The sequence below is a fragment of the Demequina phytophila genome (assembly GCF_000971135.1).
Classification (GTDB): Bacteria; Actinomycetota; Actinomycetes; order Actinomycetales; family Demequinaceae; genus Demequina; species Demequina phytophila.
Window position 1 is genome coordinate 246,338 of sequence record NZ_BBLW01000002.1, and the last position, 16,244, is coordinate 262,581.

Here is a 16,244-nt window from a genome sequence, read left to right on the forward strand (position 1 = left end):
ATGAGGCACGTACGGTGCCGAGGCATTGAAAATGACAGATGACCCAGAATTAGACGCTCGGGTGTGGTGCGCAGAGGTCAACCCTGTCGCCGCCGGCGCCTCACGCCGAGCGTCGTGCCCGGTACTCGGTTGGGGTCATCCCGTGGGTCGCTCGGAAGACCTTGACGAAGTAGTTGGCGTCCTCGTATCCCACGAACGCGGCGATTTCCCGCACGTTGCGTGAGGTGGTCGCGAGCAAGCGTGCGGCGCGCTCGACACGGCGCCGCGTCGCGTACTGGGCCACGGTCGTCCCGGTCGACTCCTTGAACCTCCGCGAGAGCGTCGACGTGGACACGTCGAGCGCGGCGGCGAGCTCGGAGGCGGAGACGGGACTGCTCAGGTGCAGGTCGATCTGGTCGAGCGCCTGACGGACGATGGGCGGGTGGCCACGGCGCCGGTGGCGCCGCACCGCCCGGCAGAATGCGGCGACCATCCGCTTGTTGAATGATGCGGCACGGCGCGCATCGGCGGTGTGCCCCATCCGGTGGAGCCGTTGCGCGTACTCCTGGGAGATCGCGTCGATGGTGACGCCCGGCACGCCGCCACGCTGAGCCGCGATGCGCGCCATGATGCGCAGGATCGTGGTGCCCAGGAACGGCGTGGTGAGGTAGGTGATGGTGCTCGGGATGCTGGACAGTCGTTGGAGCGCGTCCAGCGCGTCCGCGGTGGATCCCTCGGCGACCGCGTCCATGAAGCCCTGCTCAAGGCGATAGCGGTCCTCGATCGCCGCGAACGGCGCGGAACGGGGTGCCTCATCGACGCCGGGGGCGATGCTGCCCCCGGCCGCGACGATCCGTTGCAGGGCGCCCAGGTCGTCACGAGTGCCTGCCGCAGTGAGCACCGCCGCCGCGGCACGATGCACGTACTCGGCATCGACGATGGCGTAGCGCGTGCGATACAGGCGGTACACCTGCGCGTGCGAGGCGGGCAGGACGTGCGTGTTGACCAGCTCGGGCACCGTCTCGGGGTAGAGCGCCTCGTGCGTGTACGGGCCAATGACCAGGACGCGATCGCTCCATCGCGCGATCGCAACTGCCATTCCAAGCGGCTCTGCGATCTCGTGAACCACGTGAGGTGCCATGGAGCGGACCGTGGCGAGGAGTGCCGTCTGTGTGAATGCCGGCTGGAGGTCCGGATCGAGGCAGTGCGCCTCTTCGAACTCGGCGAGGGCGGAGTCGATGGTCGACGAGACCGTCACGCTGCACCCAAGCACGGCGCCCAGGGCTACGACCGTCGCCTGGAGTGCGTCGTCAGGTGTTCGCATAGGCGCTTCGGCCATAGCCCGCTTCCGCTCACGTGTGTGCCGGTGATTGATCAGTGCTAATTCTGCCTTGATTCTTCTATCTGGGAACGCGTGCCCTTGCCTACTGTGAATGAATGCCGACACCTGTCGGCTCCGTGTGCCGAAGGAGTCCACCGTGACCACAGAATCTGTCCGCTCTCTCCGCCGAGAGACCGTCATCCTCGATGGCTGGGCCTTCGCCCCCACCGAGCTCCCGCTCGACTCGACCTGGGAGCAAGTCGCCGAGGCCGGCGCCGAGGTGGCGCTCCCGCACACATGGAACGCCGTCGACGGCCAGGCGGGTGGTGAGTACCGTCGCGGCCGCTCGACCTACGCTCGCCGCATCGTTGCCGACGCCGAGTCCGCCGAGACCTGGGTCGAGTTCGAGGGCGTGAACTCGACCGCCCTCGTCTCCATGGGTGGGCAACTGCTCCGCCAGCACGACGGCGGGTACTCGACCTTCCGGGTGTGCCTCACCGACGCTCTCGTGGACGGCGAGGGGACGCTGGTCGTGGTGGTCGACAACGCCGCCAACGAGACCGTCTATCCGCAGCAGGCGGACTTCACGTTCTATGGCGGGATCTACCGCGACGTGCGCCTCATCGGCGTCCCCGCGACTCACTTCGACCTCGCCGACGGCGGGCCCGGTCTCACCGTCACTCCTGCGCTCGCGGGCGAGCGCGCCGACGTCGCGCTGACCGCCGGCGTGGTTGGCGCGACCGAGGGCGCCGTGGTCAGGTTCGCCATCGACGGCGAGTCGGACGTCACGGTGCCGGTGGTCGACGGCGTGGCGCTGGCCGCGCTCACGATCGACCAGGTGCGGCGCTGGCACGGCGTGCGCGACCCGCACCGGTACACCGCTCGGGCCGAGGTGCTCGTCGGCGACCAGTTGGTCGACGCGGTCGAGCTGCGGTTCGGCTGCCGCGAGTTCAGCATCGACGCTCAGCGCGGCTTCCTTCTCAACGGCGAGGAGTACCCCCTGCGAGGCGTGTCCCGCCACCAGGACTTCGAAGGCGTCGGCAACGCCATCACCGAGGGCATGAAGCAGACCGACCTCGCGCTCATCAAGGAGATCGGCGCCACCACGGTGCGCCTCGCGCACTACCAGCACGATCAGCGCTTCTACGACCTCTGCGACGAGGCGGGCCTGGTGGTGTGGGCCGAGATCCCGCAGATCACAGTCTTCCTGCCGGGCGCGGTCGCTAACGCCCGCGACCAGCTCACCGAGCTCATCGTCCAGAACCGCCACCACGCGAGCATCGTCTGCTGGGGGCTGTCGAACGAGATCACCCTGGCCGGCGCCGGCGAGGACGTCCAGGAGGCACACCGGGACCTCAACGACCTTGCGCACGAGCTCGATGCCACCCGACCCACCGTCATGGCCAACCTGTTCCTGCTCGAGACCGACCACCCTCTGGTCACGCTGCCCGACGTCATGTCGTACAACCTCTACTTCGGCTGGTACGTGGGTGAGGCCCCGGACAACGACACCTGGCTCGACGACTTCCACGCGGCCCACCCCACGACCCCGATCGGCCTGTCCGAGTATGGTGCCGACGCGAACCCTCGCTACCAGTCCGCCACTCCCGCCAAGGGCGACTACACGGAGACCTACCAGGCGCTCTACCACGAGCACATGGTCGAGATGATCGAGCAGCGACCGTGGCTCTGGGCGACCCACGTGTGGAACCTCGCCGACTTCGGCTCCGCCGGACGCGACGAGGGCGGCGTGACCGGGCGCAACCAGAAGGGCCTGGTCTCCTTCGACCGGTCGCTGAAGAAGGACGCCTTCTACGTCTACAAGGCGGCCTGGTCCACGGAGCCATTCGTCCACGTCGCCGGACGCCGCCGCCCCGATCGCGCCGAGCCCATGACCGAGGTGGTCGTGTACTCGAACCAGCCTGCCGTGACCCTGGTCGTGGACGGCGTCGAGCACGCCACCGTGACGGGCGAGCGCGTATTCCGCTTCCAGGTGCCGCTCACCGCGGAGCACCAGATCACCGCCCGCACGGGCGAGCTGGAGGACAGCATCACGATCCGGAAGGTCGAACACGCCCCCGACGCCGAGGTGATGCCGACCACCACCATCTCCAACTGGTTCGACAAGGCCGAGCTCCCGACCCCCGAGGGCTTCTTCTCCATCCATGACACGCTCGCGGACATCAAGAAGTCCGAGGCCGGGGCGCAGCTTCTCGCGTCTGTCATGGAGGCGGTGGCCACCAGCCGCGGCGAGGTGGGGCGCGGGGTCGAGATCCCGCCGGCCATGCAGGCGATCGTCGACCGCATGAGCGTCGAGAAGCTCCTCCAGCAGGCGGGAGGGGTGCCGATCGAGCAGGTCGCGGCCCTCAACGCGCAGCTCAACCTCGTCGCCAAGTAGCACGAGGATCGGCGCCCCGCGGTGCGGGGCGCCGATCCGTTCGTGCGAGCTGCCACCGCGAAGCTGTCACGGAGGTGTAGGCGTGCGGCGAGAAGCCGCGGGCTCAGCGTGCCCGCATCGCCAGTTCGATGAGCCGTAGCACGGGCCGGCGCGGAAGCTTCGGGAGCAGCGCCGCCATGGCGGCGTCCGCGCGACCATGCGTGGCGACGAGCGGCGCGCGTTCCCGGTCGACCGCCGCGAGGAAGCTGGCGGCGACATCCGCGGCGCGGGCGTGCATCGATGCGGGGCCGGGGATGCGGCCGCCGGCCTCGGCGAACTCGGTGGCGGTGGTGCCCGGCAGTGCGGTCACCACACGGACGCCGGTGCCTTCCAGCTCGACGGCGAGCGCCTGGCTGAAGCTCGCCACGTACGCCTTGCTCGCGGAGTAGACCGCCATGTGCGGCGCGGGGATCGCTGCCGCGACGCTCGCGATGTTGAGGATGGCACCCGCACCCGCGGCAGCCATGTCTGCCGCGAAGAGTCGTGACAGGCCGGTCAGCGCCGCGATGTTCACCTGCAGCAGGTCGTCGATGCGCGCCGGATCGGTATCGATCACGTCGCCGGAGGTGCCCAGCCCCGCGTTGTTGACAAGGACGTCCACCGCGATTCCGGCGCCGGTCATCGCCGTGTGGACAGCGATGGCTGCGCCCCGTCGGCTCAGGTCCTCGGCCAGCACGAACGCGTCGACACCGTGATCGGCGCGCAACCGCGCGGCCAGCTCCTCGAGGCGGTCCGCGCGGCGTGCGACGAGGGCCACATGGAGTCCTCGGGACGCAAGCTGTGCGGCGAGCTCTGCGCCCAGGCCGGAGCTTGCGCCGGTGATCAGCGCCCATCGACCCGGAGCGAGGATCGGGCTTGCGGCGGGGTGCGCGGTGGTGGACATGGATGCTCCTTCGTCGCGTCGGGACGTGCGCGGTCAGACGGCGGGTGCGGGTGCGGCGACGGCTCCCCTCACGACCGTGGTGCCGGGGTCCAGGGGGGTGACGCCGCCATCGGGCATGACCACGGTGCCGTGACCCGCCGCAGGGGCGTCGACGGTCACCTCGAGCGCGCCGTCGACGATGCGCCATTCGACCGAGATGCGACCGCGCGGGGTGTCGTGATGACCGCGCGCCCACTCGAGTCCGTCGAGCGGCACGGGCGCGACCACGTAGCGTTCCCAGCCCGCCGAACCCGGCTCCTGTCGCAGCCCGAGCACGTGCGTGTGGAAGAAGCGCACGACCGCGCCCTTGCTGTAGTGGTTGAGCGACTCGTGGGGCACGCCGTCGCGGTCGATGCCGTCCCAGTCCTCCCAGATCGTGGTGGCGCCGCGGTCGACCATGTTGAGCCATGACGGCTCGGTGCGCTGGTAGAGCAGCGTGCGGGCAACGTCCGCGTGCCCGGCGTCGGCGAGGACGGGCAGCAGGCGCCCCGTCGCGAGAAAGCCCGTGGTGAGGTGATCGTCGGCGGCGTGGATCAGCTCGACGAGACGGTCGGCGGCCGCGTCCATGTGCTCGTCGGGGATCAGCCCGAAAGAGAGGGCGCGGACGTAGCCGGCTTGCGTGTCCCCGACGGTGCGCCCATCCGCGGCGAGGAACTCGGTGCGCCAGGCCGTGAGGACCTTGCCGGCAAGGTCCTCGTAGCGCCGCGCATCGTCGCCATGCCCCAGCACCGCGGCGATCCGCGCGAGCGTCGAAGTCGACAGGTAGAGGTAGGCGGTGCCCACCTCCCCCTTGTCTGCCATGAACCACTGCATCGGGTTGTCCTGGATCGGGTTCGCACGGCTGCCGTCGTCGTTGCGGGGCATGGGCTCGGTCCACTCGCCCCAGTGGAACGAGCCGTCCCACAGGTACTGCTCGTGAGGCGCGGCCTCGGGGGAGCGCTGCATGCGCGAATGGTGGCGTGCGGTGCTGGCGTTGCCGAGCGCCCACTCCACCCAGCCGACCATCGCGTCCCAGTTCTCTGCCAGCACGGTCGCGTCGCCGTAGGCCTCGTACATCTCCCAAGGCACCAGCACGACGGCGTCGCCCCAACCCGCGGAGCCGGTCATCATCGCGAACTGGTCGTCGAGCTTGGCCTTGATGCGACGCCCGTCGGGGGAGAAGTTCGCGATCCGCCCGTCCGGAAGCTGGTCGTCGCGCACGGCGCGCAGCCATTTGCGCGTGAAGCCTGCGACGTCGTAGAGGCGCGTTGCGGTGGGAGCGAACACCTGGTAGTCGCCGGTCCACGCGAGACGCTCGCGCGTCGGGCAGTCGGTCGGCACGTCCACGGCGTTGCCGCGGAAACTCCAGTCGGCGATCTCGTGGAGGCGGTTGAGGTCCGCGTCGCTGCATTCGAACGCGCCGGTGCGCGAGAGGTCGGTCTGGACCACGCGCATCGTCACCGTCGACGGGTCGAGCGGTCCACCGGTGCGGTGGACGCGCGCGTACTGGAAGCCGTGCACGGTGTGCCGAGGCTCGAAACGGCCACCCGAGCCGTCGGACACCGCCGTGTCCCGCTGCATGAAGCTTCGCGTCGGTTCGCCGGGGCGGTGCGAGTCGAGGTGCGACATCAGCAGGTCGCCGCCCGGTGCCGCGAACTCGCCGTAGTCGATCCGGGTGACCGCGCCCGCGGGGCCGAGGTCGGCGAGCGCCACCCAACCCGAGGCGTTCTGCCCGAAGTCGAGGACCCAGGTCTCGTCGTCGATCCGCGTGGCGTGCTCGGCCGCGCGCGTCTCCACCACTCGCACCGGCGGCGCGGGCGACCAGGCGATCGGCGGCGCCGCGACGGCACCGACGCGCACGGGCGCGGCGACCTCGGCGGTGCGCGTCAGGTCCGTGCGCTGGCCGTCCATGAGATCGGCGGCGATGATCGGGGACGATGCGCAGGTCCAGTCCGCGCCGGTCGCCACCACCTGCGTGGAGCCGTCTGCGAGCTCGAGGTGGAGCTCTGCGCGCACGCCGGGGGTATCGCCCCACTCCGCGGGGATCCGGAAGGCGCCGACCTGGCCGAGATACCAGCCGGCCGACAGCGTGATCGTGATGGTGTTGCCGCCCTGGACCACGGCATCGGTGACGTCATAGGCCTGGGCGTAGAGCGTGAGGTCGTAGGACGAGGTTCCCGGCGCGAGCTCCGTGGTGCCCACGCGTGCGCCGTTGATCGACGCCTCGTACACGCCGAGCGCGGTCGCGTAGAGGCGTGCTCGGGTCACGGGCGTCGCGACGTCCAACGTCGCGCGGAAGACGTGGGCCGGCAGAGCCCCGCGAGGCGAGTCCGCGGTCAACGGCGAGGCGATCCAGTCGGCGCTCCAGTCGTGGTCGAGCAGGCCTGACTCGAAGGTGTGCCACTCGCTCCAGTCCTCGGTTCCGGCGGGGCGCACGCGCCACTCGACCGCACGTCGGCTCGCGAGCGGCGGCCACGGCCACGCGACGGCGAGGACTTCGCCGGCGACGTCCTGAGGGGCGAGCGCGATGCCGTCGATGCGCGCCTCGAGCACGTAGCCCTCGGTCGCGGGCTCGAGCGACGCGGGGCGCCACGACAGGCGTGGTGCGGCGGAGGTCACCGGGAACGCGTCGCCTCCCGCGTCGACCTGCAGGTGCGTCGGTGCGAGGGTCATCGTGCTGCCTTTCGTCGTGGGGACGAGGATGCGGGGGCGGTGGGGGCGGTGGGGGCGCCGGGGGCGGTGGGGTGCACGCGTCGCGTGCTGGGGATCACGCCAGCGTAGTCGCCGGCAGGAGCCATCGGCAATCGGTTGTCGCCGGGCGTGCTGTCGGATGTGACGACGCGGACCCGGCCGGGTAGGAGGGGCCCGCGTCGGGTGCGAGGAGGGTCAGCGGACGCTGCGGATCGGCAGGACCAGGAGGCCGCCGATCAGCGCCATGGCGCCGGCCGCGAAGTACACGGCCTGGTAGTTGTCTCCGCCTCCCGCGAGCAGGACGATTCCGGCCGCGGCGGCCGGTGCGATGGCCTTGGGGATCTCGTTCGCGAGCTGCATGATCGCGACCCAGCGGCCCGCCGCGGAGCGGTCCGGCAGCACGTCGAGCATGAGCGCCTGGTCGATCGCGCCGAACACGCCGCTCGCGAAGCCGAAGGCGACCGAGCCGACGATGTACATGAGGTTCGACGTCATGAGCCCGATGACGAGCAGTGCGACCGCCATGATCACGCCGCTGGCGATGACGAGCGGCTTGCGGCGGCCGATCTTGTCCGAGATCACGCCGGACCCGATCGCGCCGAGCATCGCGAACATCATGCTCGCACCGCCCGCGGTAGCGGTCAGCGCGGCCACCGCTGCGGAGTCGAGACCGAGGCGCGACCCCAGGAAGTACACCGAGTAGATGGACATCATGTAGAGCGCCACGAACACGAGCAGCTTGCTGATCCACGCCCACGCGAAGTCGCGGTGCTGGCGCGGGTCGAACACCATGTGCGCGAACACGCCCTTGATGCTCACCTTGACGCGAGGCTCGTCGACGCTCGACGGGTCGTCCATTCGGGCCATGAAGATGAGCGAGCCCACGCACGCGAGCACGGCAGGCACGACGAACATGAGGACCGGTGCCGACACCAGGGCGCCCGCGAGCACGATGCCCGCGATCGATGCGACCTGGCCGACTGCGCCGTTGATGCCCGCAACCTTGCCGCGCTGCGACTCGGGCAACTTGTCGCCCATGTGGGTGAGGATCATCGAGCCGGTGGTCACGAGGCCGAGGTAGCCGATCAGCCACCCGAGGAGGACCACGGGGAAGCTCGAGCTGACGCCGATCATCGTGTAGCCGATGAGTCCGGCGACGAGCCCGCCGAGCATCCACGGACGGCGACGGCCCATGCGCGAGCGGGTGGTGTCGCTGAGGATGCCGATGACGGGATTGACGAAGACGAGCGCAACGGCCGCGGTGGTCATCACGATCGCAAGCAGCGAGTTCTTCGCTGCGGGGTTGATCTCCTCGACCTTGATCGCGAGCGAGAACGTGCCCGGCGCGATGGTCGCGATCGGGATCGCGAACTGCGCGACGAACATCAGCGCCATATAGGACTTCGACCACCGTGCCTCGGCAGGCTCGACGGTGTCGGCTGCTGCGGGGGTGGTAGCAGATGCCTGTGCCGCCAGCGGGTCGGTGGCGGACTGGGACTCGATCTGAGTCATGGGAACCTCGTCGTTCAAGTGCGTCGTTGCGGTGGTCAGGGTACTGCCACTGAGAGGCATGGGACCACAAAGCGAGGGCACTTGTCAATCGGTTGCCAGACCCGGCCGACGGCGCGCTCGCTGGCGATCGCGCGCGGCAACGCCCCGCGGCCGCGCCGAGCCGACCGGCGTCAGGCGATGAGCATCGCGGTGGCGAGCACGGCGAGGGGCGCGATGGTCGATGTCGTCCACCTGCCTGCGCGCCCGGCGATGCGCCATGCGCGCAACTGGGCCTGGGAGACGTGCCAGGTGCCGGGGGTGATCGGGGTGTCCGCCAGTGCGAGCGCGATGTAGGGGAATGCCTCGACGTCCTCGACGTATCGGGGGGTCGTCCCGTCCGGCAGGCTCGGGGCTGTGCAATCTGCGCGCCATGCCCGGAGGAGCGCCGAGCGACGGGCCTCGGCTGCACGTGCATGCCGAGAAAGCGCGGCCGTGGGCACGAGGTGACCGTTCTCGAACCTGACGACCCCCGATGCCAACGCTGCGCCAACAAGTTCACGCACGGCGTCGGGGTCTCGGGCAAGCTGCGGTTCGATGAAGTCCGTGACCAGCGATCGGGGCCGAACTCGATGCAGCGCGGCGTCGGCGATCCCTCCGAGGGGTCCGGTCCACACGAGCGGAGTCTGCATGCGCGCGATCCTACCGCGCAATCGGTTGCCACCGGCGCTAGCATTCTTCGAGACGTGCGGGTGCCCGAGTTGAGTGGTGGCTCGATGCCGTGCGGTCGTTGGGCCCGGGGCCCGCTGTCTTCGCGAACCTCGAGCGTCTTCGGCGCGATTCGTAGCCACCGCTCGCGTTGCCGCGCCTCGGCGCCAGCCGTAGCCTCGTCGAAGGGGACGGCGCCGTCCCTGATCGGGATGACGATCCGGGGGGGGCTCGGATGTCGGATTTCTTCACCATGGAACCGGGCGAGGTCGCGGCGCCCGTGCCTGGCGGCCCGGTGCTGTGCACCGGCACCGCGGCGATGCGGCGCATCCACCGCGTCTTCCTCTGGTCGTACGACGAGGCGCCTGGGCTCGCGCGCTCCGCGGCCGCCGGCGACACGGAACGGTCCGGCTACGTCGGTGAGGTGCTCGCCAACATCGACAAGGTCCTTCACGTGCACCACGAGGGCGAGGACCTGCTCATGTACCCGCAGCTGCGCGAGCGCGCGCCGGCCTGCGCGCTGCATGTCGACGAGATGCTCGCGCAGCACGCCGAGGTGAAGGCGATGCTCGACGAGATCGCCCCGATCCGCGACCGCTGGACGGCGACCGCCGACCCCGCTGCGGGGGGAGGAGCTCGCCCAGCACTATGAGCGGCTGCCCGCAAGGCTCAAGGTCCACCTGCGGCGCGAGGTCACCGAGGTGATGCCGGCCGTCGACCGCGTGCTGACCCTCGAGGAGTTCGACGCGCTCGCGCAGCACGGCTTCGACGAGTTCGAGAAGAAGGTGGTGATCGCCTACCTGGGCATGATCCTCGCGACCAACCCGATCGAGGACCAGCGGGAGTTCTTCAAGGAGGTCCCCGCCGTCGCGCGGCTGGCCTATCGGTTGGTGGGCAAGCGCATGTACCGCAAGCAGTACGCGACCCTGTTCCCGGGGCGCCCGATACCCGAGACCATCTGAACGCGGCGCACAGGGGAGCACCTCATGGGCAAGGTCGTCATGTACGCCTCGGTCTCCGTCGACGGCTTCATCGCCGACGACGCCGACGACACAGGTCCGCTGTTCGACTGGCTCCTCAGCGGCGACGTCCCGCTGGACGATGGCGGCATCCTCAAGGTCTCGCAGGCGTCCTACGACTACACGCGCGCGTACTGGGACGCGATCGGGGTCACCGTGGTCGGCCGCCACGTCTTCGACATGACGGGCGGCTGGGACGGGGTCCCCCCGAGCGGTGTCGCGCACGTCGTGGTCGTCACCCACCGGCCGCCGCCGGACGGGTGGAGGGACGATGCGCCGTTCACCTTCGTCGACGACGTTGCGCCAGCGGTGGCGACGGCTCAGCAGCTGGCCGGCGACCGCATCGTCGAGGTCTCGGCCGGCGACGTCGGCGGACAGGTGTTCGCCGCCGGACTGGTCGACGAGGTCCGGATGGACGTGGTGCCCGTGGTGTTCGGCTCCGGAAAGCGGGTCTTCGGCGCGGTCGACGCGCAACAGCTGCTCGAGGGCCCCGTCGACGTGATCCGGGGCGACCGGGTTGTGCACATGAGGTACGTGGTGCGAAGGCAGGATCCGAAGCGCCAGGCGGCGGCCGTTGCCGCGGAAGACAAGGTCTCCGACGACCAGGAGTTCATCGAGTCGATCGCGGTGCCGTGGGAGAATGCCTGACACGTCGACATCGTCACTGAACCCGCGCATCGTCCCGGCCCTGGGCGTCCCAGCGCCGATGCCGTACACTCGTGGGAGCGAGCAGCCGCTCGCGTGCTCGTCGAGCCCGGCGGACCCGGGTTCCGAGCCTCGTCAGCGCCCAGGCGTGTATATCTCCGCCAGGACCGCGCATCGGCCCCGCCGCCCGACCAGGGCGCGAACCGCATCGTGGCCCACCACAATCGTCCGTCGGCATCCGCCGCCGGTCACCCACGCACGTCGGCGCCGCCGGCGCAGCAACACCGACCGCCTCGCGGTCAGCAATACGAAGGACAGCAATATGGCTACCGGTACCGTCAAGTGGTTCAACCCGGACAAGGGCTTCGGCTTCATCGCCCCGGACGACGGCTCGGCCGACGTCTTCGCGCACTTCAGCGCGATCAACACCCAGGGCTTCCGCACCCTCGAGGAGAACCAGCGCGTCGAGTTCGACGCCGAGCGTGGCCCCAAGGGCATGCAGGCCGCGAACATCCGCCCGCTCTAAGCTTCAGCGGACTCGCGAGGCCCGTCCTGGCGTCCCTTCGGGGATGGCCGGGGCGGGCCTTCGCCGTTACCGGGAGGCGCTACCTGACCTCCGGCACCATGTCGATCGCCCCGCACGGGCACTCCGCGGCGCAGATGCCGCACCCCTTGCAGTAGTCGTAGTCGATCTCGTACCGCATCCCGGGACCCAGCTTCCGGATCGCGTCGTCCGGGCACATCCCGTAGCAGTTGTCGCATTCGAAGCAGCTTCCGCAGGACATGCAGCGCCGCGCCTCGAACACCGCGTGCTCCGCGTCGAGGCCGGTGAGCACCTCCTCGAAGCCCGTGACCCGGCGCGCCGCCTCCAGCTCCGAGCGGTGCTGCTTCGGTGCATCGGAGTAGTACCAGGCGTTCAACCGATCGGCCGAGGCCTCGCGCGCCACCGGCTCCGCGGGCAGCACCCGCGACGCGAGCCACGCGTCGACCGCCTTCGCCGCCCGCGCCCCGCGGCCGATCGCGTAGGTCGCGGTCCTCGACCCCGGGGACACGTCCCCGGCCGCGAACACCCCGTCCCGCCCGGTCATCAGCGAGACAGGGTCCACGCGCACCACCCCGTCGACGACGGTCACGTCCGGCGCGTCGGACAGCAGCGACAGGTCCGCGTCCTGCCCGACCGCGAGCAGCACCGTGTCCGCGTCGAGCTCCTCATACTCGCCTGTTCCGTGCGGCCGCCCGTCGGCGTCCAGCTCCATCCGCTCGATCGTGACGCGCGGCCCGTCGACCGCGGAGATGGTCGACAGCCACTGCACCCGCACGCCCTCGCCCACGGCGTCCGCCAGCTCGGTGGGATGTGCGGGCATCTGCTCGCGGGTACGCCGATAGACCACCACCGCGTCGGACGCGCCGAGCCGCCGCGCGGTCCGCGCCGCGTCGATCGCCGTGTTGCCGCCGCCGTACACGGCGACCCGACGTCCGAGCAGCGGCGGGTGGCCGCTCGCCACGTCGCGCAGCACGTCGATCGCGTCGACGATGTGGGACGCCGCCCCCGCGGGGATGTCGACGTGGTGGGCCACCCCGGCACCGACGGTCAGGACCACGGCGTCGAACTCCGCCTGCGCGTGGTCGAGCGACGTGACGGCCGTCGAGCACTCGATGCGCACCCCGGTCGCCTCGATGCGGCGGATCTCGGCCGCGAGCACGTCGCGCGGCAGCCGGTAGGCGGGGATGCCGTAGCGCATCATGCCGCCGGGCTCCGCGGCGGCCTCGCGCACGGTGACCGCGTGGCCCAGCTGGCGCAGGTGGTAGGCGGCGGACAGGCCCGCGGGTCCCGACCCCACCACCAGGACGCGGCGGCCGGACTGTGCTGCGGGCGCCGGGAGCGCCCAGCCCCGGGCGAGCGCGGTGTCGCCCAGGAACCGCTCGACCGCGTTGATCCCCACCTCCTCATCCACGTCGCCGCGGTTGCACGCCGTCTGGCAGGGGTGATAGCAGATGCGCCCCATCACCGCGGGCAGCGGATTGGCCGCGACCAGGCGCCGCCACGCCTTCTCGAAGCCCACCTCGCCCTCCTGCGTGGACCCCAGCCAGCCGCGGATGTCCTCGCCGGACGGGCACGCGAGCGAGCACGGGGGAGCGAGGTCGACGTACACGGGCCGCTCCGTCCGCCACGTGCCCGTGTGATAGGCCAGCGAGGTGGCGGGGCCGGTCGAGACGCCCACGGTCGGGGGAGAGTCATGGCCGCTCATGAGGCGCCTCCCAGCAGGTCGTATCGGCGGATGTTCGCCTCGGCGAGCGCGCGCCACCGGTCGAGGGCGTCCTCGCCGCCGGGCGTGAACAGGTGGGCGAACCGGGCCTGCGGCTCGAGATACGCGGAGACGTCGACACGCTCGCGGATGCGCTGCACGTCGGTGAGCTCGCCGGCCCGCGCCTCGATCACCGGGAAGATCCCCGACTGCACCGCCGCGCGTGCGAGCGCGATCGACGCCGAGGACGCGGACCCCCAGCCGAGCGGGCACGGCACCAGCACGTGGAGGTAGCGGGCGCCGCGGATCGACATCGCGGTGCGCACCTTGGCCTCGAGGTCGCGCAGGTCGGCGGGGGTCGCGGAGGCGACGTAGGGGATCTCGTGCGCCATCGCGATCTTCACCATGGACTTGCCCTGGCCGAACGCCTGCCCCGGGTGCCGCCCGACTGCGGGCGTGGTCGCGGTGCGCGCGGTCGCCGGCGTCGCCGAGGACCGCTGGACACCCGTGTTCATGTAGCCCTGGTTGTCGTAGCAGACGTACAGGACGTCGTCGTTGCGCTCGAACATGCCCGACACCGCCGCGAGCCCGATATCGACGGTCCCGCCGTCGCCGCCCTGCGCGAGCACGCGGACGTCGTCGCGACCCTGCGCGTGCAACGACGCCGCGATGCCGGTCGCGACCGCGGCAGCGTTGGCGAACAGCGAGTGGATCCACGGCGGCTTCCACGCGCTCTCCGGGTACAACGTCGAGAACACCTCGAGGCAGCCGGTCGCGTTCGCCACGATCAGTTTGCCGCCCGCGGCCTCGACCGCGGTGTCCATCACCCAGCGCGCGGCGAGCGCCTCCGCGCAGCCCTGGCACGCCCGGTGGCCCTTGGTGAGCGACGAGGGCCGGTCGGCGTGCGACTGCACGGAGCGCTCCTCCTCCGTGAGCAGCCGCCCGCCCACCGCGAGCGTGCCGGTCTGCAGGAACGGGATGTGCACGGTGGTCATCGCGTCACCTCCGACGCGCCCTCGACCGGCACCGGCACGCCGCCCGTCTTGAGGTCGAGGAACTCGAGCGCGCCCAGCTCCCCCGCGAGCGCGCGCCGCACCGCACCTTCCAGTGACGACTCGAGGATGGGCCGCCCGCCCAGCCCCGCGACCACCGAGTGGATCCGCGACCGCGTGCCGGCGAGCGCACGTCCCACCGAGCCGGTGAGCGCGCCGCCCGCGCCGAGCTCGAGCGCGCGGTCCACCACGATCACGTGCCGCGACCCGCCAAGAGCCTCGCGCAACGCCGCCTCGGGGAACGGCCGGAACGAGGTCACCCCCACCAGCCGCACCGGCACGCCCTCCGCGCGCAGCGGCGCGAGCGCCGCCTGCAACGTCCCGAGCACGGACCCCATCGCGACCACGGTGAGGTCGGTGGACGATGCGGGGGGCGCCTGGGCGTCCCGGTCCAGCGTGTCGGGGGAGTAGCGGGCGATCAGCCCTCCCGCTTCGCGCCCGAACGCCGCTCGGAAGCGGTCCGACCACGCCGCGATGACGTCGGCGGCATCGAGGAACCGCAGGTGCTGGAGGTACCGGGTCTCCGTGAAGGACTCGGGGCCGGCCATGGTGCCGATGGTGGTGGGGCGGTCGATGTCGAGCACCTGCTGCGGGTGGTACGGCGGCAGGAACGCGTCGATCTGGTCGGCGGTCGCGAGCTCGACCACGTCGGAGGCGTGGGTGAGCACGAACCCGTCCATGCAGACCATGGCGGGGATCCCCAGCTCCTCGGCGGCGGCGAACGCGATGACGTGGAGGTCGGCGGCCTCCTGGTTGTCGGCGGCGAAGAGCTGGAGCCAGCCGGCGTCGCGCATCGCCATGGCGTCGGAGTGGTCGTTCCAGATGTTGATGGGGGCGCCCACGGCGCGGTTGGCGACGGTCATGACGATCGGCAGCCCCATGCCGGCCGCGTTGTAGACGGCCTCGGCCATGTAGAGCAGCCCCTGGGAGGCGGTCGCCGTGTAGGCGCGGGACCCCGCGGCGCACGCGCCGATCGCGACCGACATCGCGGAGAACTCCGACTCGACGTTGACGTACTCGCAGTCCGCGAGCTCGCCGGTGCGCGCCATCCCCGCCAGCGCCTCGACGATGTGGGTCTGCGGGGAGATGGGGTACGCGCACACCACCCCGGGGCGGCAGCGCGCCACCGTCCGTGCCACGGCCTGCGAGCCCTCGAGCACCTCACGCATGGTCCGCCCCCTCCCGGGCGACCGTGGTACGGATGTGGGTGAACGCATCGTCCGCCGCGTGCGCGTTCGCCTCACCCACCGGCCCCGGGAAGCGGTCCCGGAACACGGCCTTCACCGCCTCTAGCGTGATGTCGTCCGAGGCCGCCGCGTACGCCGCGAGCATCGCGGCGGCGGGCTTGGGGCGCCCCAGCCGCGCGAGCGCGATCCGCAGCGCCGGGACGGTGAGGACCGTCGCGTCGACGTCCTCGGCGCCGGCGGCCGCGCGCACGTCGACCGCGTCGGCCTCGGTGTTGACCACCACCAGCCCGCCCGGCACGAGGCCCGCGAACGGGTGCTCCGAGGCGAGCAGCGTGGGGTCCTGGACCAGCACCACGTCGGGGGCGAGCACGGGCTCACGGGTGCGCAGCGGCACGTCCGCGAAGCGGCAGTACGCCACCACGGGCGCACCCGTGCGCTCGGACCCGAATGACGGGATGGCCTGCGCCTCGTGGCCGGCGAGGAACCCCGCGCGGGCGAGCATCTCCGCGGCCGTGACGACCCCTTGGCCGCCACGCCCATGGATCCTCACCTGCCTCATGGGACAGCCTC

General features: G+C 71.1%; 13 protein-coding genes and 1 pseudogene. 5 read left to right on the forward strand and 9 right to left on the reverse strand.

Going from position 1 to position 16,244, the window contains the following annotated elements; genetic code table 11:
* Positions 1-100: 100 nt before the first annotated feature.
* Positions 101-1,237 (reverse strand): helix-turn-helix domain-containing protein, encoded by a 1,137-nt coding sequence (locus tag AOM01_RS03880; protein ID WP_062289240.1) that lies wholly within the window; start codon positions 1,235-1,237, stop codon positions 101-103.
* A gap of 220 nt (positions 1,238-1,457) precedes the next feature.
* Here AOM01_RS03880 and AOM01_RS03885 point away from each other — a divergent pair, with 220 nt between their 5' ends.
* Positions 1,458-3,698 carry a glycoside hydrolase family 2 protein gene (locus tag AOM01_RS03885; RefSeq protein WP_228374202.1) on the forward strand — a complete coding sequence of 747 codons (2,241 nt, stop codon included), beginning with the start codon at positions 1,458-1,460 and terminating at the stop codon, positions 3,696-3,698.
* A gap of 103 nt (positions 3,699-3,801) precedes the next feature.
* On the opposite strand, the gene AOM01_RS03890 is transcribed toward AOM01_RS03885, so the two are convergent.
* The 4 genes from AOM01_RS03890 to AOM01_RS03905 form a co-directional block, all read right to left on the reverse strand.
* Entirely contained in the window at positions 3,802-4,620 is an 819-nt protein-coding gene (locus tag AOM01_RS03890) for an SDR family NAD(P)-dependent oxidoreductase (protein ID WP_062289243.1), read from the reverse strand.
* 33 nt (positions 4,621-4,653) lie between these two features.
* Positions 4,654-7,311: a family 78 glycoside hydrolase catalytic domain gene (locus AOM01_RS03895; protein WP_062289246.1), complete on the reverse strand. Its 2,658-nt coding sequence runs from the start codon at positions 7,309-7,311 to the stop codon at positions 4,654-4,656.
* A gap of 213 nt (positions 7,312-7,524) precedes the next feature.
* A complete protein-coding gene (locus AOM01_RS03900; RefSeq protein WP_169746511.1) occupies positions 7,525-8,841 on the reverse strand; it encodes an MFS transporter in 1,317 nt (438 codons plus the stop codon).
* A 170-nt stretch (positions 8,842-9,011) separates the two neighbouring features.
* Positions 9,012-9,509 carry a hypothetical protein gene (locus tag AOM01_RS03905; RefSeq protein WP_062289251.1) on the reverse strand — a complete coding sequence of 166 codons (498 nt, stop codon included), beginning with the start codon at positions 9,507-9,509 and terminating at the stop codon, positions 9,012-9,014.
* 251 nt (positions 9,510-9,760) lie between these two features.
* Here AOM01_RS03905 and AOM01_RS14715 point away from each other — a divergent pair, with 251 nt between their 5' ends.
* The 4 genes and pseudogenes from AOM01_RS14715 (at position 9,761) to AOM01_RS03920 (ending at position 11,715) form a co-directional block, all read left to right on the forward strand.
* On the forward strand, positions 9,761-10,177 hold the full coding sequence (locus tag AOM01_RS14715; protein WP_228374203.1) for a hemerythrin domain-containing protein: 417 nt from the start codon (positions 9,761-9,763) through the stop codon (positions 10,175-10,177).
* Between the two features lie 52 nt (positions 10,178-10,229).
* A complete protein-coding gene (locus AOM01_RS14720) occupies positions 10,230-10,487 on the forward strand; it encodes a hypothetical protein (RefSeq protein WP_228374204.1) in 258 nt (85 codons plus the stop codon).
* A 24-nt stretch (positions 10,488-10,511) separates the two neighbouring features.
* Positions 10,512-11,090: pseudogene (locus AOM01_RS03915) on the forward strand (dihydrofolate reductase family protein); the annotation flags it as partial.
* Positions 11,091-11,511: 421 nt separating this feature from the next.
* Positions 11,512-11,715: a cold-shock protein gene (locus tag AOM01_RS03920; protein ID WP_062289254.1), complete on the forward strand. Its 204-nt coding sequence runs from the start codon at positions 11,512-11,514 to the stop codon at positions 11,713-11,715.
* Between the two features lie 79 nt (positions 11,716-11,794).
* On the opposite strand, the gene AOM01_RS03925 is transcribed toward AOM01_RS03920, so the two are convergent.
* The 4 genes from AOM01_RS03925 to AOM01_RS03940 are packed head-to-tail and all read right to left on the reverse strand — an operon-like array spanning position 11,795 to position 16,233.
* Positions 11,795-13,438, reverse strand: a complete 1,644-nt coding sequence (locus AOM01_RS03925) for an NAD(P)-binding protein (RefSeq protein ID WP_062289257.1) — start codon at positions 13,436-13,438, stop codon at positions 11,795-11,797.
* Positions 13,435-14,430 (reverse strand): thiamine pyrophosphate-dependent enzyme, encoded by a 996-nt coding sequence (locus AOM01_RS03930; protein WP_062289260.1) that lies wholly within the window; start codon positions 14,428-14,430, stop codon positions 13,435-13,437. The genes AOM01_RS03925 and AOM01_RS03930 overlap by 4 nt, the downstream gene beginning before the upstream one ends.
* On the reverse strand, positions 14,427-15,656 hold the full coding sequence (locus tag AOM01_RS03935; protein WP_062289263.1) for a transketolase C-terminal domain-containing protein: 1,230 nt from the start codon (positions 15,654-15,656) through the stop codon (positions 14,427-14,429). Before AOM01_RS03935 ends, AOM01_RS03930 begins: the two co-directional genes overlap by 4 nt.
* On the reverse strand, positions 15,649-16,233 hold the full coding sequence (locus tag AOM01_RS03940) for a 2-oxoacid:acceptor oxidoreductase family protein (RefSeq protein WP_062289265.1): 585 nt from the start codon (positions 16,231-16,233) through the stop codon (positions 15,649-15,651). The genes AOM01_RS03935 and AOM01_RS03940 overlap by 8 nt, the downstream gene beginning before the upstream one ends.
* Between the last annotated feature and the right edge of the window lie 11 nt (positions 16,234-16,244).